Raw genomic sequence first — 18,698 nt, forward strand, 5'->3', positions numbered from 1 at the left:
TGCATGGTCGAAGCGGGACTACAGGGGGACAAAGGATGTGGTCCACCCCGGCGAGTGGGTGGGCACCCCGTTCCCCGTGTACTCGCTGCTGCCGGAAACAAGTTGGCGGTGCGCCACCTGAACGTGAAGGAGACCGATCGGGGCCCCGCAGTTCCTGGGAACTGCGGGCCCCGCGGGACGCGGTGAGGGCGTCCTCTCCGCCGACGCGGGGGGAGTGCCCTATGTGGGCTGAACCGTAGGAGTGTGCATGGCTGATAGCCAGGTCACGATCAAGCTCACGAGTGACGAGGCACTGGTGCTGTCGCACTGGCTGGAGAGACTCCAGATGACGGACCTCAGCCGCGTTGTCGACGATCCGGCGGTCTGAGCACCGATCCATCGAATTGCCGGAGCGCTGGACAAAGCGCTTGCTGAGCTGTTCGCGCCGGCCTATGACCAGCGGCTTGAGGCCGCTCGTCAGCGGCTTCGGCCGGAGCACTGACCGAGCGGTCTGGGCTCCTCACCTAGCCGCAGCCGGTTGGGGCTCGTCGAAGGTCCGGTCGCGGAGCATCGCGAAGAGGACGTCGGCCCGGCGCCTGGCGAGGCAGAGCAGAGCCTGGGTGTGGAGCTTGCCCTGGGCGAATTTCTTGTCGTAATTGGGCCCGGGACGCGGGGTCGCCGAGTGCGGCGAACGCGGAGAGGGAGAAGGCCCGTTTGAGCTGCTTGTTTCCCCTCCACGACGGTTATTCGCCGTGGATCGACGAACCCGAGCTCCGGGTCGCGGGGGCGAGTCCGGCGTAGACGGCGAGGTGACGGGCGGTCGGAAAGGTGCTGCCGTCGCCGACCTCGATCAGGATGCGGGCCGGCGGTCCTGACGCCGATCCCCAGCATCGTCGTCAGGACCGTCGAAAGAGGATGGGCCTCCAGGAGTTCCTCGATCCGCCCGGCCAGCAGCTTGCGCTGGTCCAGCACGGCTGTCAGGGATCCCACCTGGACGGTCTGTCCGGCCCGTCGCTCCATTTCCGTCGGTTCTCTGTTCCGCCCGCCGGACGGCAGGATGGACGGATGCCGATGAGTGAGACGGAACTGCTGGCTCTCCTGCGTGAACTTGACGACCCCGAGCGGCTGGAGTGGCCGCTGAACTATGACCGCGCCGCAGCGAGCCTCGCGTTCGGCAGACTGGTACGCCGGCTCGAGACGGACTTCGGAACCCAGTGCGAGTTCGAGCAGGACACGCAGGACTCCAGCGAGTACGGGCGTGTTCGCGTGCCGGCGGAGGCGACGATCTGCGGAACCCGGATCGTGGTCTGCGTGAGCAAGTTCGGTTCTCTCGCCGAGGTCTGTGCTGACAACCCTGGGGCCTTCCTCGGCACGGAAGAGGCTCGACAGGAGGACGCACTGGACTTGTCCGACCTCGCCACCGTGGAGCGGGCGCTGTCCGAGCTCGGCTACGTGAACGTCCCCGAGGAACTTCTGGAGAGCGACTACGAGGGCCCCAGCTCGCTCGAGCACTTCGTTGCGCGGCCCACCTGGTGGACGCGGTTCTTCGGCAGCATGTGATCCCCCGTGTCAGCGGTTTTTCAGCGTGTTGAGCTGTTCGAGCGGATCCGGCGTAACCGAAGGCTGGAGAACTCTTCGGTCCGGAACCACCCGTCGGTGGGTGCCTGCGGTACGGATGGCGTAGCCCTGTTCCGTGGCTGCGGGGTGACGATGACAGGCTCCTCCAGGCAGCGGGCCGTCACCCGTCTGGGCGGCGCCCGGTCTCCAGCATGTGCAGCACGGCTCTCTCGGCAGGCCCCTGGGTGGCAGGGATGCCATAGGTACCCCCGTCGCCGAGGTGAGGCAGTGCAGCGGCGACCGTCACACCCTCCTCGAACAGTTCGATCACACGTGGATTGATGTAGGAGGCGCGGCAGACCGCCGGGGTGTTGCCGAGATACCCGGCCACCTCCCTGACCGCCCGGGCAATGGCCCGGCGACGGGCGCTCTCACTGTGGGCCACGGGTTGCGAGACGGCCAGCGCCACGGCGGCCATGACGGTGGCGTGCCACGTACGGAAGTCTTTGGCGGTGATCTCAAGGCCTGCCAGTTCCTTGAGGTAGGCGTTGACGTCGTCACCGCTCACGTCGTGCCAGGCGCGCTGCTGCCAGTAGGCCAGCAGCCGGTCGCCTCCACCGCGGCGCCGCAGCAGCGCGGCAAGGGTGCGGCAGGACGCGGGGTCCGTGACCGTCCGGGCGACCTCCTTGCCGTGCTTGCCCGTGTAGGTGAACAACACCGCACCGGCCTGGCAGCGAGAGTGCTCACGCAGCAACGTGGTCAGGCCGTAGCTGCTGTTCAGATCGGTGTAGCGGTCGCTGCCGATCCGGAAGAACCCGAGGTCGAGCAGACGCACCGCCGTGGCCAGGACCCGCTCTCGGGTCAGCCCGCGATCTCTCAGATGACCTTCGGCTGCCTCCCGGACCGCGGGCAGCACTTCGGCGACATCGAGCACGTGCGCGTGCTTCGCTTGCTCCTGCTCGGCACGGAACTGGGGATGGTACAGGTACTGCCGCCGCCCGGCGGCGTCGATGCCTACGGCCTGCAGGTGCCCGTTCGCCCGGGTACAGATCCACACGTCACGCCAGGCCGGCGGTATCACCAAAGCGCGGATACGGGCCCGCTCCCCCGGATCGTGCAGTGGCTCCCCGCGGGCGTCGAGGTACCGGAAACCGCGCCCCTGCCGCAGTCGGCGATAGCCCGGGTCGGTGGGGCGGCTGTGGTAAAGACGCATTTCCCACCTCCTTCACCTTCCCTGAGCCAACCGTGCTCTCTCGCCCAGTACCCGATGGTCACCGTTGTACGACAGCGTCGGGCCTGAACGAGGCAGGCTGCCACCGTGCTGCTCGCGGTCCCTGAAACCGGTCGCTCCTCGAGCAGATCTCGTTCATAAGCATCCCGAGCAGACTCGGCTGCGAGAGGCCGAGACCCACCTAGAGCACCTCGCGATCACCCGCAAGACCGTCGCCGGCCTTGCCAACCGGCTCCTCGCATCCCCGCCGGAGCTGCCCGAGCACCCGGGACTCCCCGCATCCTCGCCGAACATCGAAGGCACCCGCACCAAGCTGGAACGCCTGGTCGAACTCGCCATGCTCCCCGAGATCGACATTGGCAACTTTGTCAGGAAGCAGTATTCGGCGCCGCGGCCAGCACTCCTGCCCCGAGCGTCACCTTGAAATGGACCACGTCATGCAGCGTGCACTCACGTGAAGGCGATGGCCGCTCCGGTCGCGATCGAGAGTTTTGCAGCCTGGAGAAGTTGCAGGCAGACGTAGGATTCGACGCCGTAACGCTGCCATCCCTCGCTTGCCGGCTCTTCGGCCTCGGCAGCCTCGAAGACCTCCTCGGAGTGCGGATCGAGGTCTTCCGGAAGACCAAGGGCTTCAGCGAGTCGACGGGCTTCCAGCAGCAGCCGCACCGAAGAACCGAGGTAGCCGCCCGGTGCCCTTTTATCGACGATGACGTGGGTGAAGTCGACAGGGACGTAGTACCCCTCGCAGTCCGAATGATGGATGAGGTGGTCGAACGGGCCCGGAGGATCGCCTGGGAGAGTCTTGTAGAGCTTGCTCAACAGCGGGTCGTCACTCGCACGCTGGGCGTCATGCAGCGGCTCGGGCAGGCGCCCGCCCGCCGCCAGGTGGACGGCGAGACGACGGACGGTATGCAGGCCCGAGATGTCCCTGCGCCTGGAAGAGGCGCTGGGCCGCCTGCCCGCCGACTGGCACACGAGAACCATCCGCGATCTGCGGACCCTGATCGCGCCCGTGCCGCAGACGCCGGACGCACGAGGCGGATCCGTCCCGCGGCCGGGTCGCGGGCTCCGCAGGGCGCTGCACACCTGGACCAGCCCCGACTCCTGGCGGACCCGCCGCACCGTCGAGACCGGCGTCGTCCTGCGCGCCGTCGGGATCGTCCTCATCGTCGGCTCACACGTCCGAGTCTTCGACATCAAGGGCTTCGCCCACATCCTCCTCGGCGTGGCGGGCTACAACTTCGCCCGCTTTCTCCTGACCGACGCCCCACGCCGCGAGCGCGTACGACGCCTGTGGCGCAGCATCGCCCGCATCGCCGTGCCGAGCATGGCCTGGATCACCGGCGCGGTGCTCCTGACCGACTTCTACGACCCCGCCAACGCCCTGCTGCTCAACACCCTCCTCGACCAGGGCAACGACCGCTTCGACTGGGCCTACTGGTTCGTGGAGGCCCTCGTCTACTTCCTGATCGCCCTGGCCCTTCTCATGGCCGTACCGCTCGTGGACCGGCTGGAGCGGCGCTACGCGTTCGGCGTGCCGCTGGCGGTCATGGCCATCAGCCTGGTCGGCCGTTACGACCTGCTCGACCTGGCGTCCGCTCGTCCCCAGCTGAGCCCTTCGGTGGTCTTCTGGCTGTTCGCCCTGGGGTGGGCGGCCGCACGTGCGGACACCGTCCGGCAACGGGTCCTGCTGACGGCGGTCCTGCTGCTCACCGTGCCCGGCCTGTTCCAGGACCAGCCCCTGCGCACGGCCCTCGTCATCGCCGGGCTGGGGCTGCTGATCTGGGTGCCGGTCCTGCCCAGCCTCGGCCCGCTCAGCGCGCTGGCGGGCGTCCTGGCGAGCAGCTCGCTGTACATCTACCTGACGCACTACCAGCTCTACCCCTACCTCCAGGAGGACTTCCCGCTCACCGCCCTGTTCGCCTCGCTGGCACTCGGAGTCGGCTACGCGGCGGTCGTGACCCGGGTTGCGCGAGCCGCCCGGTGGCTGTGACGACGGTTCGCCGCCCAGGCGCGACCGCCGGCCTGCGAGTTGGGCTGCCTGCAGTCCTGCCTGCCCGCGCCTGAGGATCACAGAAGGGCGCAGGCGCACGGCGAGGGTGGCTTCACGCTGGCGTGTCGGACAGGGTCCGTCTCAGACAACCAAGTTTGAAAGGGGCTGTTCGAGCGGTCGTGGCCCCGACGCTGGGAGTGGTGGTGAGGCTACTCGGCCCGCCACCAGCCCTGTCCGACATGCCAGTCCCTCACCCAGTGCAGGAAATCGCCCCCCGGCAGAGCGGAGAGGGAGTCGGCATAGGGTGTGGCGCATCCGTCTCTGAGCCACCAGACCCGACCGCGTTGCGGCCCGGTCACCACCAGCGTCCAGTACTCACCGGACCTGTCGCTGCCCAGCAGCACCGAGCCGTGCTGGTAGGTCTGGTGCAACTGGAACGAGTGGAGGCTGTGGTCGTAGTAGTCGTACTCCCACTGCCATTCCTCCTCGAGCGGGAAAGGCTGATTGGGCACGCGTGCAGCGGTGCCATCGAACGGCTCCGGGCTCATCCAGTAGTCCGCTTCCCAGAGAGCCCAGCTGGCTGGCCTCTCTCCCACGGGCAGCAGACCCCCCTCGTCCGGCGGCCCGTCGTCGGTGCCGTTGGCGATCTCGGCAACGAAGGTGCGGTACGGCTCAGGCAACACCACCCCGTGCCTCCGCTCCCACACCCAAAGAGCCTCCCAGCCCAGAGGGCTGTGCCGGACCTTTGCCGGAAAGGCCTCACGCAGGAGGGCTACCGCACCCAAAATCGCATCTTCCACGCGCTACAGGTATCACCGGTCACCGACACTCTGAGATCTCGACCGCTGCGGGGCCACAGGCGCTGGGGGCGGGCGGCTGTCAGGACGGCCAGCTGAGCCGGCCGTCCACGACGGCCGGGAGAGACGTGGGCATCTCGTCGGTGACCCAGGCGAACTCCAGGGCCGCAAGCGTGGCTCCGCGGTCCGTCCATACGAGGATCTCGCCGACGTAGGTGCCGGACGGGTCATGGACGTGCGCGTCGACGGGCACGAGCTCTGTCCGCAGTGCCGCATGCTCGCACGGTTCCCGGACCCGCAGGCCAACGCTCACGGAATCGGGCCCCCGGATGGCGGTCACCTCGGTGCGGTCCAGCTGAGTCCGCAGCTGCGAGGCGCCGGCGAACTCCGCCGACAGGATGGCTTCGAGCACTGCGCGCTCATCGGCGTTGAGCGGGCGCGGGTCGATGGACAGAGAGGCCATGCGCCCATTCTGAGGTGGCGGAGTGATCAGACCAAGGCCTCCACTTGGCCCACAGCGGTGGCACCGCGGAGTGTGGTGTCAACTGCACCGCGTAGTCCTGGACGAGGCCGGAGCCGTGGCGGATTCGACTGGAGTGCCGTGATCGCCGATGCCGCCTCGGTGCGCGCGAAAGAGGGGGGGGCGCTGACAGGGCCGAATCCAGTCGACCGAGGCACAGCGGGCAGCAAACTGCATGTTCTGACCGACGCACAGGGGCTGCTCGTGGTCGTCGGGGTGTCCGCCGCGAACGTCAACGACGTCCAAGCGCTGCGCCCACTCATCCTCGGAATCCCTGCCGTCCGCTCACGCCGCGCGGCCCTCGTCGGCGACGTCCAGACAAGGTTCGTGCGTGTATCCCGAGCTGGTGGTCGAGGTCGGCGTCGGCGTCGACGTCGCCCGTGATGCCGGTGGCCGCCTCATGGCCACGCCGCTGTTACCGGGGCATCGAAGAGCGCGCCCTGATCTCCGGCCGGCCCACGCCGAGGCGAAATCGGCTTAGATCATTCAGCCCGACCCGCTATGCCTTCAGCGGCCAGCCGGTCCGGGTTCGCACCTAGCGGGTGAGCCGATGGAAGGGCCCACCCGCTCGTCACCTCCCCTGGGCTGTCGCCTGCCGTCAGTGAGACTGCTGCTTGCCGTTGTAGCGCTGAGCGAGCCGGGCGAGAGCCACCGCGCCGAGCAGCAGGCCGAAGTCGCGCAGCGCGACGTCGTAGTAGCCGGGGATGGTCAGCAGGTTGACGATGATTCCGGCGAGCCATCCGGCCACCAGCCAACCGCCGAAGCGCGGGGCGAGCGCGACGACAAGGCCTGCGACGATCTCGATCGCGCCGACTGCGTACATGGCTGCCTGGGCACTGCCCGGAGCGATGTCGTTGATCCACGGGGCGAGGTAGGCAGGCCAGTCAACGAGCAGGTTGGCGAACTTGTCCAGCCCGAACAGGATCGGCGCCACGGTGAACCCGGCGCGCAGGATGACGAACGCCTGGTAGCCGGGATCGCTGAGCGCGGGCCGCCGGGGGGTGACGGATGTGGTGGTTGTGGTTGGGGACGACATGACGCCCACCCTTCTATCGACAACTCTCATTAACGATAGAAGCGCGGGAGCCTTCTTTAGTCAATGGCTGTTGGTTTTACACTGGTGTTCGTGGACCCCTCGAAGGAAGTAGCCCGCCCCGACGTCTCCGCCGTCGCCGCTCTCGACGAACCGACTCGCAGAAGGCTCTACGACCACGTCGTGCGCCAGCCGGAGCCGGTCAGCCGCGACGAAGCCGCCGAAACCCTTGGCCTTGCCCGGCAGACGGCGGCATTCCATCTGGACCGCCTGGCCGACGAATCGCTGCTCGACGTCGTCTACGAGCGACGAAGCGGCCGCTCCGGGCCCGGAGCAGGCCGGCCCGCCAAGCTCTACAAGCGCTCCGCCAAGCAGGTCACCGTCAGCCTCCCGGAGCGGCACTACGAACTGGCCGGACGTCTCCTCGCCCAGGCACTGGAGGAATCAGAATCCACAGGAGAACCAGTTCGGTCGGTTCTGCACAAGAAGGCCCACGGGCTGGGCACACAACTCGCCGGCCCAGGCCAGGCGGATGTGTTCGCCGTGCTGGAAGCCAATGGCTTCGAACCCCGTTCTGACGGTGATGCCATCGTCCTGGGCAACTGCCCCTTCCACGCGCTCGCACGCGAGCACACCCAGACAGTGTGCGGCATGAACCTCCACCTGCTCCGCGGCCTGCTGAACGGGCTCGCCGAAAGCGGCCTCCAGGCGCGCCTGGCGCCCAGCCCCGGTCACTGCTGCGTCCGTCTGGAGCCGGTCTCCTCCACCAGCGTGCGCTCATCCTGAGCCCAACACCCGTTGCTCGCCCGGCGGTGCGCGGCCGAACCGGCCGACCGCACCGACCCGGGAACCCGGCGAGCTCCGGCCCCGCCCGCGCCGCCCATCCGCCTCTTCCTCACCACAACTGCCGACCTCGCCGGGATCAGGGCACCGAGGACGGCGATCGTCACGCCCACCAGGGCGAGGGCAGCCAGCTGCGGCATGTGCCAGACCTGCTCCATGGATTCCGGGAACGAGATCACGTCTGAGGCTGAGCTCGAAGCGGTGCCAGAGACGCCCAGGACGAATGCTGACAAGATCCTCGACGCGCTTGCCGACGGCCCCGCGTCCGAGACGGACCTTCTTGCGGCCCTCGACGAGGACGGCGGGAAGGACGTCAAGCGCCGTTCTGTCCGCACCACGATCAGCAACCTGCGGCGCAAGGGGAAGATCGCCGTCATCTGTGACCGCCGCCACACGATGCGGCCGGAAATCAGGCCGTGATCGACAACTGTGAGCAACCCCACTCAGGGCTATAAATCCCCTGATGGCGGGGCATTTCTGGACTTCTCGGGATGGTGGCCGCGAGGAGGGCGAGGCCGACTGTGGGTTTGCTTCTGCCACGATGGTCGGCGCCGTAATCCGGCGAGGGGAGCCACCGCGCAGCGCAGCCGGTGTTTCTCGTTCCCCTCGTCCCCCCTGCTGAGTCCTCCGACTCGTCTTGCGAGTACCGCACTGTGTCTTCGTCGCTTTCCCCTGTCCAGCCGTCCCCCGCGCCCGCCAAGGCCGCCTCGCGTTCGCCCTGGCGGTCGCTGAGGTACCGCAGCATGCGCTGGTGGTCCGTCGCGAACTTCGTGTCGAACGCCGGTACGTGGATGCAACTCACGGTGCAGAACCTGCTGGTCCTCGAGATCACCGGGTCCGCCGCCGCGACGGGGCTGTCCATGTCCGTGCAGGCCGCCCCCGCCCTGCTGATGAGCGCCCTCGGCGGCGCGGCCGTCGACCGGTGGCCCCGCAAGCTGACGGCGGCCGTGAGCCAGGCGCTGCTCGGCGCGATCGCGTTCACGACGGCCGTCCTCGTGGCGCTGGACCGGCTCGACATGACCTCCCTGATGGTGCTGGCCGCCGTCACCGGCGTCGTCGCGACCGTCGACAACCCCGCGTGCGCGCTGCTGGGCAACGATCTCGTCCCGGCTGAGGACGTGCCCTCGGCCATCGGGGTCGGGGCGCTGGTGCACCAGGCGGGGCGGCTCGTGGGAGCGGCCCTCGCCGGTGTCGCGGTCGGATTCCTCGGCACGTCCGTGGCGTACTTCGCGAACGGGGTGTCGTTCCTGTTCGTGGCGTCGGTCATTCCGTTCCTACGTCCGGCGGCGGGGGCGGTGCGGCAGGTCGCCGTGGACCGGAAGCAGAGGGGCACCGACATGACCGTGCGTGAGGGGCTCCGGTTCTTCGCGCGGCGGCCGCGCCTGATGGCGCTGGCCGGTGTGACCGGGATCAGCGCGGTGTTCGGCCGCAACTACCAGCTCACCCTGGCCGTGCTCGTCACCGGGCCGCTCGCGGGCGGGGCCGGCTCGTTCGGCACGGTCTCGACCGTGCTCGCCGCCGGCGGCATCCTCGGCGCGGTCCTCGCCGCCCGGCTGCGCCGGCCGACCGTGCGGCTCGTGGGAGCACTCGCGGCGGCCGGGGCGCTGCTCCAGGTAGTGGCGGGGCTGTCACCCTCCGTTGCGATACTGATCGTGCTCGTGCTGCCGATGGCCGTGGTGGAGTCCGTCTCCGACACCGCCGGTACGGCCGTCCTGCAGACCGACCCGCCCGCGCATCTGCGGGGACGGGTGCTGGGCGTGTGGGGCAGCATCGGCACGGTGTGGGGCCTGGGCGGCCCGCCCGTCCTCGGTCTCCTCATGGAGCTGGCCGGAGCCCGCGGGGCCCTCGTCACCGGCGGCCTGCTCATCGCCGGCGCGATCGGTGCGGGCTACCTGCTCCGGCAGCGCCGGGCCACGACGCCGGTGATGCTCCGCACGGAGGAGAGCGACGCGGCGGGGCAGCCCGCCCTGAGCACCGCCGCCTGAGCCGAGCCCGCGGCGGCCGGGGCAGGCGTGGACGGCCCCGGCGCCCAGCCCGGTCAGGTGACCCAGCAGGCGCAGACACGTTCCCGCGGGCAAGGGCGACCGGTGCGCGTGCTCGCGCCGTTCGCCGAAGCGGCCGGCGGAGGGCCGCAGGACGCTCAGCGGCATGCCTGTCCGGTTACAGAAATGCCGGACCCGCTGCGCAGACCCTCACGGCCTGCACGCCCGACGGGACACCAACCCGTCACGACACGGCGTATCCCGCACCGGCAAAGATCTCCAGCGATGCCTGGATGCCTGCGGTAGGGGCCTCGATGGGCCGCAACGGCTCACGGAATCGGGGACGGCTCTCGGCGGGCCCCGAGGTCATCGGCATCCGCGGTGGCGGCGAGACGCTGCTGGAGCCGCACATGGCGGAACTCGTAGTGCGCGCCGGACTGCCGCAGCACTCCACGGCGGTGGGCTTCAGCGAGGAACTGCATGAGCCGCCACGGCGTCCGCCCGGTCAGGGCCAGCCAGATCCGGGCCGCGCCCATCCGTCCCCAGGCGCTCAGCGCGAGCGTGCTGGTGCCGACCTGGAGCCATACCTCGGTGTGCATCGTGCCCAGCGTGCTGCCGCGCCCCGCTACCGAGATCAGCACCACACAGGCCGCCCCCGAAACGAGGGCCGCGAACGCGCTGCGTCCCAAGGTGGCGGCGCGGTCGGTGCGCAGGGTGTTGCGCGGGCCGGCGGCGCGGATCGTGTCGGAGGGGGTGTTCAGGGCTCGGTAGACCCCGGAGGCGCAGCCGCCGATGGTGCCGACGAGCATGCCGAAGCCGAGGCAGGGCCACACGGCGTCGAAAAGGATGACCCGGACTGGACGGCGTACCAACCACACCTTGACGTCGTGCGGCAGGGCGACGACCAGGTTGTGGGCGTCGACGGGCTTGTCCCGCCATGTGCCGGGCTCGCCCTTCCAGAGGACCACCCACCGATCGTCCTTCTTCTGGATCCACGGCTTCCCCGTGAATTCGCCGAGTTTGTCGTTGTACGAAATCCGGGCCCCGTCGTTCACGACGAACGGATTGGCGAGCGCCGTACGCCGTACCAAAAGGATCCTTTCCGGTCGCGTCGAGCGGACGGCACGGCGGCCGTCGTCGGTCTCCCGGAGTTGCCATCCATGGATCACGTCGTCGTTCGACGGCCGACCGGCCGAGTGGATCTCGTACGCAGCAAAGGCGCCGGTGACGCAGCCCACGACGGTTCCGGCGCAGACGCTGATGAGCGTGCAGGCGATGAAGCCCCGCACCAGTCCCTTCCGGAAGGCGCGCAGTACGACGGCCGGGCTTGTGTACTGCTCGGCCGCCCGTTCCCCGCGCCGCATCCCCGCGAGGAAGAACAGCAGTCCGGTGACCACGCAGGTCGCGGCTGGGAGCACCTCCGTGGTACAGCCGTAGATCACACATCCGGCCAGGACGACCACGCCGCCCAGCGCCCGCACGACCCGTGGACCGTCCGGGCTGTACGCCCACGGCAGGCCCAGCGGAAGGGGGCGCCGGGGCAAGCCGCCGACGGCGAACATCATCGACAGGACGAGGCCGAAACAGCACCCGTTGAGGAACCAGGCGGGCCGCTGGGTGAGTACGGCGCCGAGTCGCGAGCTGACAAGCGGCGGTACGAGCAGGCCCAGAGCCACCGCAACGACTCCAGCCGCAGCGGTCATCACCAGCGCCATGCGAACCAACTGCCGTGGCCCCTGAACAGTCCGGGCCGTGGCGGGCATCAGCTTGGCCATTCCGAAGCACATGCCCACGTAGATGCCCGCGAAGTTGAGTACCGCCGACGGCGTGCTGTCCCAGTTGGCGACCACGCCACCGCCGAACACCGCCAGCGGGACCAGCAGCGTCGCGGTGGCGAGCAGCGCCAGGAACGCCGGGCCGAGCACGCGCAGCGCGGGCGGCATCGCGGCGGGCAGCTCCCACCAGGCCAGTCGCCAGACATCGGTCGTACTCGAACCGCCTGTCGCACTGGTGCGGCCAGCCGCTCCGGTGCCGCCCACGTCGTCGCGGCGGTGGCTCGGAAGTTCGCGGGCGAGGCGACGGAGCCAGCGGTCGGCAGCCTCCGGACCCCAGGGGCTCGCACGGTCGGCGAAGGCCGCCGGGACGAAGGCATCCAGCAAATGCTTCTCGATGTCCTCGGCCGTGGGGAAGCGAACCTCGTCGTTGAGTTCGGACGGATCGCGGGAGCCGTCCCCGTAGACCGTGCGCGCCAGTGTCACCATCAGCGGCGACGTGAGTACGGCGGCCAAGGGGACGGAGGGCGCATCAAGGACGGCCGTCCAGACCGTGGCAGGCTCTCCGCCCGGGGCGGTCTCGCCGATCGAACGTGCCGTGCGCTCCAGGTAGTCCCGCACTGCAGCCCGCTCCAGCGGCCGCAGTTCCACGACCTCGGCGGCCGTCAGCACGTCAGCATCGCCGCGCACTGCGCTGTCCCAGGCGGCCGTACGGCAGGTGAGCAGAACGGGCAGCCGCTCGTCGAGTTCGGCGTTCAAGAGGCGCAACGCATCCGGGTGCGCTTCCGCAGGCAGTTCGTCGAAACCGTCGAGTACCGGCAGGATGAGTCCGGCGTCCAGTAGTTCTTCGGCCAGCGTGCGCTCGCCCCGCACGGCCGCCAGCGGCCGGTACTCGGCGGCCAGCCGCTCGGCCAGCCACTCGCGCAGACCGACGGACCGGGGATCCCAGCCCGCCAGGGCGAACAGCACCGGGACGGGGTCGCCGGTCCGCCGGGCGTCGATCGCGCCGAGGACGAACTTGACGGCGAGGACGGTCTTGCCCGCCCCCGGCTCGCCCAGCACGACCAGGCGGTGAGAGGCAGGTCTCTGAACATCTCGGCGATCCGGTCAAGCTGCTGGTCGCCGTCGCGTGGTGCGGGCAGGGGACGCCCGCGCCAGACGTTCCGCCCGTGGTCGGCGAGCGGCGGGCCGACGCGAGACCAGTGCACGCTGAGCGGCTCCGGGTCCTGCAGACGGCGCAGTCGTGCTTCGACCGCCCACTGGGCCTGCACCGCATCGACGAGTTCGTCAGCAGCCCGTCGTCGCCGGTCGGCACTCGTCCGATCGTCCGCCGGTCCGCGCACGAGGTCGGCCACGAAGGCGCAGACTGAGACGAATGCGGAGATCGAGGAGATCCACATCGACGCCTCGTCCTCGTCGCCGCCCCTGCTGGCCAAGACGACGGCCAAGGCGACCAGGGCGGCTGCGACCACGCCCAGTCCGACGCTTCGTTGTACCCGTGCTTCGCTGAGTGGTGTCCACATGGCCTGGTCCCCGTGCCCCGTACTGTCGGTCCCAGGTGAACGAGGTGACGGGCGGCCGTGTACTGGTGCTGGAGTAGGCGCACAGAAGCATGACGGGAGCGTGCGCGACGGTCACGGGCCTGTCCGGCTCCTCGCGCCGCCTCTGCGAGCGATCGTGGACCGCCTCACCTTCAACGCCGCCATCACCGAAACCGGGAGGGACCTGGATGCTCGTTCTAGGCTTCGGTACATGAAGATCACCGTGCGGTCAGCAGTCGGGTCGGACCTGCCATCACTGCTCGCTCTCTACAGTGAGTTGAACCCTGATGATGCACCCCTGACCCAGGAATCAGCCGATGCCATCTGGGCGAGCATCTCCAGCCAGCGGGGACGTACGGTGCTGGTCGCCGAGGCTGACGGGGTCGTTGTCGGTACCGCGGACTGCATGGTCCTGCCGAACCTCACCCGTGGCGGTCGGTCCATCCTCTTCGTGGAGAACGTCGTGGTCACCGACTCCTGTCAGCGCCAGGGCATAGGGAAGCAGCTGATGGAGGCTGCCATGCGCCTGGGCGAATCGGCTGGCTGCTACAAGGTGCAACTGCTGGCGGCCGATGACGAGTACGTCCACCTGTTCTATGAATCCTGCGGCTTCAAGCCCCTGGCCCAAGGCTTCCGACGCTACATCGATCAGGACCAACGCAGCGGTGTACTGGTCTGACGCGAACCTCGCAATCACGCCGACGCGGCTTGCTCGGCGGGCCTTCGCCCGGATGAAGAACTGGAGGGCCCTGCGCGCCTACGCGCAGCCGGGCTGCTCGGACAGCCATTCTGTCGCCGTGCCCAGGACCGGGTCCCTGCTTCCTCTGCGCCCGGGGTTGTCGACGACTGGCTGGTCAGGCGGAATGGGGCTGTCGTATGTACGCCCCGTGCGGTCGGCGTCCTTCACCTCTGTCAGGTTGAGGATCGCCCCGTCGGACAGTCGATGCCGTGCGTTGCCGGTGGGGACGCCTGTGGTGTCCTCCCCGAAGGAGCGCGTATCAGGGCGTCCGCGGAAGGCCACGGTCACCGCCTCCCCGGAACTGGCAGTGGAACGGCTGGTGAGCACCGCAACAGGGGCTGATCCGCCGCCCACGGGAGGACTTGTTCCCCAGCCGGTGGAATCACCGTCCAGACGAGGGCTGCCCTTCTCGATGGACCACACCGTCTTCTTGCCGTCCGCATCGACGAATGATCCGACGTCGCCGTCACCGAGGATCGGCCCCACGACGGCGAGCATCGGCCACATGTTGCCACCGCGGTTGCGACGGAGATCGATCACCCAGCCGCAGGCGTTCGGGCGATCAGCCTTCGCCACGGCATCTCGTCCTTCCCGCACGTACTGCTGAAGGACTTTCTCCGATCCCCGCGCTGAGGGCAGCGACAGGTACCCCACTCGGCCCGGCAGCGCCCGGCCTTCCACAGGCTGGCGGACCTGCTCGTCCCCGGACATCTCCTGCGCCCTTTGCGGGGTGAAGAGTTCGCTGTGCCCGTCTCCTAGTTTGTCCAGCGCTGCCGTGATGGCCTGATGTGTATCGGAAGGACGCTGCGCGTCGCCGGCTTCGGTGAAGGCCGTTCGCCGTACCTCGTCCCAGTCGACGTCACCGCGGCGAAGCGCGTTGTCCTCCATGAGGTCCAAGGCGCTGGACAGGTAGGACCGGGCCTCATCGGACATGGCCCGGCCAGGAGGCGACGCTTCCCCTCCCGAGCACCCGACCCCAGCCGCGAGAACACACACCAACGCGGCAACCCCTAAACGCGGCGAACGCCCCCGGACCACGTGTCCTCCCAGTCAGCCAACCAGTAATCGTCTGGCCACCCTAGCTCTGCGCATCGCCTGCCTAGCGACTGAGAACAACGACTCCCGCGGCACAAGCCAGACTGACCGGACGGTCTTCACAGCATGCACCCCTCAGCACCTGCGCGTTGTCGTCCGCAGTCTCTTCAACGACTGATGTGGCGAAGCACGGACGCTTCGGCGGGCCGGTTCAGGTGGGTGCGGTGTGGGGCGCCGGTCAGAAGGCCTTGGCCGCCTCCGATCCCTCGGGGCAGCTCTCACGGGCGGCTTGGCGACCGCTCATCAACTCGGGTGGGCCGGAGGAACAGGGGAGGAAACCGGTGCGAGTCTCCTCCCAGGTCCGGACGTGGCCCTTCACCGGCGCGTTCGAGCCGCAGGTATAGGCGAAGTCGGCCTCGACGGCCTTGCGATAGGCCCACGAGTAGTTCGCACCCTTGAGATCCCCAGTCGCCGCCTCGAAGACGTGTCCCAGACCCTCTTCGGGCACGTCGCGCTCGCTCGGCCCGGCGAGCGGTTCCCCCACCCGCAGGTGCTTCCCCAAAGCTTTGATCACGTCGTCAGCCCGGACCCCTCGCGGCGTTCCGTTCACCGTGGGCCTTACGCCGGTCTTGCCGACCGGTTTGAGGCGGGCCGAGTAGGACGCCGTCCTCTTCTCCAGCCTGATGGGGGCTGCGAGTTCGGTCAGCTCCTCCGACCGCCGCACATCCGACCAGGCGTATGTCCCACCCGTGCACGAGCGGGCGCTCTCGCCGTTGTCGTCCGTACAGGCCGCCAGCCCTGCTGACAGGACCACCGTGGCCAAAGCAGTTCCGCCGACCCTCCGTGCTGTGCCGCGCATACGCCGGCTCCCGTCCCCCGCGGTTGCTGGTCGCTGCTCGGCGGTGGCCGGGAGCTGTACGCGGTCGGAACGGCGACCCCAGCCGACTGCTGCATGCAGCCGTGCTCAGTGGAGGCTCCTCGTCCGGCTCGTTCATCGAGCCCTCCCGGGCAAGACCCCGGTCGGTAGAAGACGAGCCGGCAAGGGCTCATCGACACCTCAGCCGTACAGGAGGCCGCCGCAAAAGGAAAAAGCGCTGCCTGACCCGCGGCCCTGCCATGGAACCTGCCCGAGCCCAGGGCCAGGCCCCGGCCCTCAGAGTGTGGTGCTGCACTCGAGGCGCAACACAGGGATGGGTCCTGTGTTCCCGGAGATCGCGATCGGGGCCGCGCAAATGCCGGACGCGACTGAGTTGCACAGCTGCTGTGCAGGATCTTGCCCAGAGGTAGCCCACCTCGGCGGAAGCCGACTTGCGGCCCGCAGGACGCGCACTTCTGCGGGCCGCTTTCGTCACTGCGTGGGCAGGCAGAGCGGTCGAGGTTGTAGATCGGCAGTGTCTTGCTCAGGCTGGGCGCGCCTCATGTCCGGGCAGGCCGGCATGGCTGGTATCCGGGCCGGGCGGTCACGAGACCGCGGGGGCTGCGGCGTCGATACCGCGGGTCGCGACGACCTGTGCACTGCCGTCGGCCAAGCGGTAGGACAGGCCCACCACAGCCGTCTGGCCGGTGGCGACTCGATCGGCCAGGACGCGGGAGCGTTCCAGCAGCAGGTCTACGGTCCGCTCGATGTGCTCGGCGAGGATCTCCTCAGGCTGGTGGCGCCCGGCGGCGCGGGCCGCGAGGACGCTGGGAGTCACCCGTTCGACCACGTCCCGGACGAATCCTGCGGGCACCTGACCACCGTCGGCGGCGGCGCAGGCGGCCGCAATGGCCCCGCACGAGTCATGGCCCAGCACCACAACCAGCGGGCAGTCCAGCACGCTCACGCCGTATTCGATACTGCCCAGCGCCTCCGCGCCGCCAACATGCCCGGCGGTCCGCACGACGAACAGGTCTCCCAGCCCTTGATCGAAGATGATCTCCGCGGCCAACCGGGAGTCGGAGCACCCGAACAGCACAGCGAAGGGCTTCTGGGCAGGTGCAATCTGCGCACGACGCGTGGCGTCCTGGTGAGGGTGCTCAGGGGTGCCCGCAAGGAAGCGCTGGTTGCCGGCCAGCAGCAGCTCGAAGGCGTCATGGGGTGTCGGAGTCTTGGTGTCGGCCATGGGTAGCAGCCTACGATCCGACACCAGCGGTCGCTGCCCCGGGCGGCATAGTGTCGGGCCTGGCACAGGCCGCTGACGTGCCCGCGGCCACGGCCAAGGCCTCATTGCGCGGACGCACGCCTCCGGCGCCACCGCCTGCGCTCGCGTGTCGAGCGCACCGCGCGCCCGACTGTGTTGGTGGTCTTCTCGACGGGCCAACTGTTCTGTCGGGGGTTCAGGACGGCGGGGCCGGCAGCGGGTTCTGCTCCAGTGCCCGCGCGGTGTGGACGAGGTTGGAGGCCATGGCCCGGCCGGTCGATGCCGACCAGTCGTGGCCGCGGTCGTCGTCAAGGTAGTCGGGCCCCGGGCCGGGGCCCAGATGCCAGTACGTCCACGCCTGGCCGGGGATGGTGTAGCCGATGTCCACGAGGGCGCCGCTGATCTCACTGATGACGTGATGGGCACCGTCTTCGTTGCCGGTCACCACCACACCGGCCACCCGGTTGTAGGCCACCGGGCGCTGCTGATCGTCGGTCTCGCTGAGCATCGCGTCCATCCGCTCCAGCACGCGCTGAGCGACGGACGAAGGACGGCCCAGCCAAGTGGGAGACGCGATCACCAGGATCTGCGCCCCCATGAGCCTCTCGTGCACGTCAGGCCAGTCGTCGCCCTCCCCCATGTCGCTCTGCACCCCGGGCTTCAGGTTCAGGTCGACCGCCCGTACAACGTCCACCTCCACACCGTGGCCTTGCAGCGCCTCGATGACCGTGGCGGCCAGCGCCTCGGTGTTCGACGGCTGCGGGGACGGCTTGAGAGTGCAGTTGATCACCAAAGCGCGCATGCGGAACATCCTCCCTGTCCTCGCAGGCCGCGGGGACGGGCCACGCGGCCTGTTCACTCCCCCGCATCAACCCTGGCGTGAGTTGCGCGCAACCTGCTCGGCCGACAGCGTCCAGCATCAGCCGATGCCCCTGGTAGCCAGCCACGGGACGGAAGGTGGGGCGCCTGCATGCCCACGGAAACCATCACCCAGCTAGACCTCCGCATCCAGACCTGGAATACGCGTCCCCGGAGGAGCGGGAGGCCGCACTGGAGGCTGCCCGGGAAGCCAACCGGCAGTTGATCAGGGCCCTGGAGCAGCGCGAGTGAACGGGCCGTCAGCGGGGTGCCACTTCCGAGATCAGCGCCCGGACCCGGGTCTCGATCGCGTCGCGGATTGGACGTACGGCCTCAACGCCCTGGCCCGCGGGGTCGTCGAGCTGCCAGTCGAGGTACCGCTTGCCGGGGAAGACGGGGCAGGCGTCGCCGCACCCCATGGTGATGACTACGTCGGACGCCTGGACGGCCTCCCCCGTGAGCATCTTCGGGGTCTCGGCCGAGATGTCGATGCCGACTTCCTTCATCGCCTCGACGACCGCCGGGTTGACGGTGTCCGCAGGAGCCGAGCCCGCAGAGCGGACCTGGACGCGGTCGCCAGCGAGGTGGGCGAGGAAGGCAGCGGCCATCTGGGAACGGCCGGCGTTGTGGACGCAGACGAACAGCACCGACGGACGCGACGCGGCGGAAGAGCTCATGAGCGAGGACTTTCTCGGGAG

At 69.2% G+C, this 18,698-nt stretch carries 18 protein-coding genes and 2 pseudogenes; 8 read left to right on the forward strand and 12 right to left on the reverse strand.

Annotated elements, in window-relative coordinates; translation table 11 throughout:
* Positions 1–499: 499 nt before the first annotated feature.
* A pseudogene (locus IGS69_RS00315) lies at positions 500–963 on the reverse strand (transposase); the annotation flags it as partial.
* Between IGS69_RS00315 and IGS69_RS00320 the strand changes: the two are divergent.
* Positions 895–1,539 carry a hypothetical protein gene (locus IGS69_RS00320; protein ID WP_232543825.1) on the forward strand — a complete coding sequence of 215 codons (645 nt, stop codon included), beginning with the start codon at positions 895–897 and terminating at the stop codon, positions 1,537–1,539. The pseudogene IGS69_RS00315 and the gene IGS69_RS00320 sit on opposite strands and share 69 nt — an antisense overlap.
* A 178-nt stretch (positions 1,540–1,717) precedes the next feature.
* Here the strand turns inward: IGS69_RS00320 and IGS69_RS00325 are convergent, their stop codons facing one another.
* Positions 1,718–2,749 carry a DNA topoisomerase IB gene (locus IGS69_RS00325; RefSeq protein WP_190895826.1) on the reverse strand — a complete coding sequence of 344 codons (1,032 nt, stop codon included), beginning with the start codon at positions 2,747–2,749 and terminating at the stop codon, positions 1,718–1,720.
* A gap of 169 nt (positions 2,750–2,918) precedes the next feature.
* Between IGS69_RS00325 and IGS69_RS35135 the strand changes: the two are divergent.
* A pseudogene (locus IGS69_RS35135) lies at positions 2,919–3,191 on the forward strand (hypothetical protein); the annotation flags it as partial.
* 26 nt (positions 3,192–3,217) lie between these two features.
* On the opposite strand, the gene IGS69_RS00330 reads toward IGS69_RS35135, so the two are convergent.
* The gene (locus IGS69_RS00330) at positions 3,218–3,586 is read right to left on the reverse strand and encodes a hypothetical protein (RefSeq protein WP_190895829.1); all 369 of its coding nucleotides are present in this window, start codon (positions 3,584–3,586) and stop codon (positions 3,218–3,220) included.
* Positions 3,587–3,689: 103 nt separating this feature from the next.
* On the opposite strand from IGS69_RS00330, the gene IGS69_RS00335 reads away from it, so the two are divergent.
* Positions 3,690–4,760: an acyltransferase family protein gene (locus tag IGS69_RS00335; RefSeq protein WP_190895831.1), complete on the forward strand. Its 1,071-nt coding sequence runs from the start codon at positions 3,690–3,692 to the stop codon at positions 4,758–4,760.
* A gap of 209 nt (positions 4,761–4,969) precedes the next feature.
* Here IGS69_RS00335 and IGS69_RS00340 read toward each other — a convergent pair whose 3' ends face one another.
* Positions 4,970–5,560 (reverse strand): SMI1/KNR4 family protein, encoded by a 591-nt coding sequence (locus IGS69_RS00340; RefSeq protein ID WP_190895833.1) that lies wholly within the window; start codon positions 5,558–5,560, stop codon positions 4,970–4,972.
* 79 nt (positions 5,561–5,639) lie between these two features.
* Entirely contained in the window at positions 5,640–6,020 is a 381-nt protein-coding gene (locus IGS69_RS00345) for a hypothetical protein (RefSeq protein WP_190895835.1), read from the reverse strand.
* A 138-nt stretch (positions 6,021–6,158) separates the two neighbouring features.
* Here IGS69_RS00345 and IGS69_RS00350 point away from each other — a divergent pair, with 138 nt between their 5' ends.
* On the forward strand, positions 6,159–6,461 hold the full coding sequence (locus tag IGS69_RS00350; RefSeq protein WP_190895837.1) for a transposase: 303 nt from the start codon (positions 6,159–6,161) through the stop codon (positions 6,459–6,461).
* Between the two features lie 214 nt (positions 6,462–6,675).
* On the opposite strand, the gene IGS69_RS00355 is transcribed toward IGS69_RS00350, so the two are convergent.
* Positions 6,676–7,113 carry a hypothetical protein gene (locus IGS69_RS00355; RefSeq protein ID WP_190895839.1) on the reverse strand — a complete coding sequence of 146 codons (438 nt, stop codon included), beginning with the start codon at positions 7,111–7,113 and terminating at the stop codon, positions 6,676–6,678.
* 84 nt (positions 7,114–7,197) lie between these two features.
* Here IGS69_RS00355 and IGS69_RS00360 point away from each other — a divergent pair, with 84 nt between their 5' ends.
* The 3 genes from IGS69_RS00360 (at position 7,198) to IGS69_RS00370 (ending at position 9,938) form a co-directional block, all read left to right on the forward strand.
* Positions 7,198–7,896 (forward strand): helix-turn-helix transcriptional regulator, encoded by a 699-nt coding sequence (locus IGS69_RS00360; RefSeq protein ID WP_232543733.1) that lies wholly within the window; start codon positions 7,198–7,200, stop codon positions 7,894–7,896.
* 213 nt (positions 7,897–8,109) lie between these two features.
* Positions 8,110–8,373: a hypothetical protein gene (locus IGS69_RS00365; protein WP_190895843.1), complete on the forward strand. Its 264-nt coding sequence runs from the start codon at positions 8,110–8,112 to the stop codon at positions 8,371–8,373.
* Between the two features lie 323 nt (positions 8,374–8,696).
* Complete coding sequence (locus IGS69_RS00370; protein ID WP_232543374.1) at positions 8,697–9,938, forward strand: MFS transporter; 1,242 nt, start codon at positions 8,697–8,699, stop codon at positions 9,936–9,938.
* 326 nt (positions 9,939–10,264) lie between these two features.
* On the opposite strand, the gene IGS69_RS00375 is transcribed toward IGS69_RS00370, so the two are convergent.
* Positions 10,265–12,769, reverse strand: coding sequence for an NACHT domain-containing protein (locus tag IGS69_RS00375; RefSeq protein WP_190895847.1), 2,505 nt, complete (start codon positions 12,767–12,769; stop codon positions 10,265–10,267).
* A gap of 690 nt (positions 12,770–13,459) precedes the next feature.
* Between IGS69_RS00375 and IGS69_RS00380 the strand changes: the two genes are divergently transcribed.
* Positions 13,460–13,927 carry a GNAT family N-acetyltransferase gene (locus IGS69_RS00380; protein ID WP_190895849.1) on the forward strand — a complete coding sequence of 156 codons (468 nt, stop codon included), beginning with the start codon at positions 13,460–13,462 and terminating at the stop codon, positions 13,925–13,927.
* A 78-nt stretch (positions 13,928–14,005) separates the two neighbouring features.
* On the opposite strand, the gene IGS69_RS00385 is transcribed toward IGS69_RS00380, so the two are convergent.
* The 5 genes from IGS69_RS00385 to IGS69_RS00405 form a co-directional block, all read right to left on the reverse strand.
* The gene (locus IGS69_RS00385; RefSeq protein WP_190895851.1) at positions 14,006–14,920 is read right to left on the reverse strand and encodes a S41 family peptidase; all 915 of its coding nucleotides are present in this window, start codon (positions 14,918–14,920) and stop codon (positions 14,006–14,008) included.
* 340 nt (positions 14,921–15,260) lie between these two features.
* Positions 15,261–15,881: a hypothetical protein gene (locus IGS69_RS00390; RefSeq protein WP_190895853.1), complete on the reverse strand. Its 621-nt coding sequence runs from the start codon at positions 15,879–15,881 to the stop codon at positions 15,261–15,263.
* Between the two features lie 601 nt (positions 15,882–16,482).
* A complete protein-coding gene (locus tag IGS69_RS00395; RefSeq protein ID WP_190895855.1) occupies positions 16,483–17,124 on the reverse strand; it encodes a carbonic anhydrase in 642 nt (213 codons plus the stop codon).
* Positions 17,125–17,338: 214 nt separating this feature from the next.
* Positions 17,339–17,944, reverse strand: coding sequence for a flavodoxin family protein (locus IGS69_RS00400; RefSeq protein ID WP_190895857.1), 606 nt, complete (start codon positions 17,942–17,944; stop codon positions 17,339–17,341).
* 316 nt (positions 17,945–18,260) lie between these two features.
* Positions 18,261–18,677 (reverse strand): arsenate reductase ArsC, encoded by a 417-nt coding sequence (locus tag IGS69_RS00405; protein ID WP_190895859.1) that lies wholly within the window; start codon positions 18,675–18,677, stop codon positions 18,261–18,263.
* Between the last annotated feature and the right edge of the window lie 21 nt (positions 18,678–18,698).

The organism is Streptomyces tuirus, from assembly GCF_014701095.1.
GTDB classification, from domain to species: domain Bacteria; phylum Actinomycetota; class Actinomycetes; order Streptomycetales; family Streptomycetaceae; genus Streptomyces; species Streptomyces tuirus.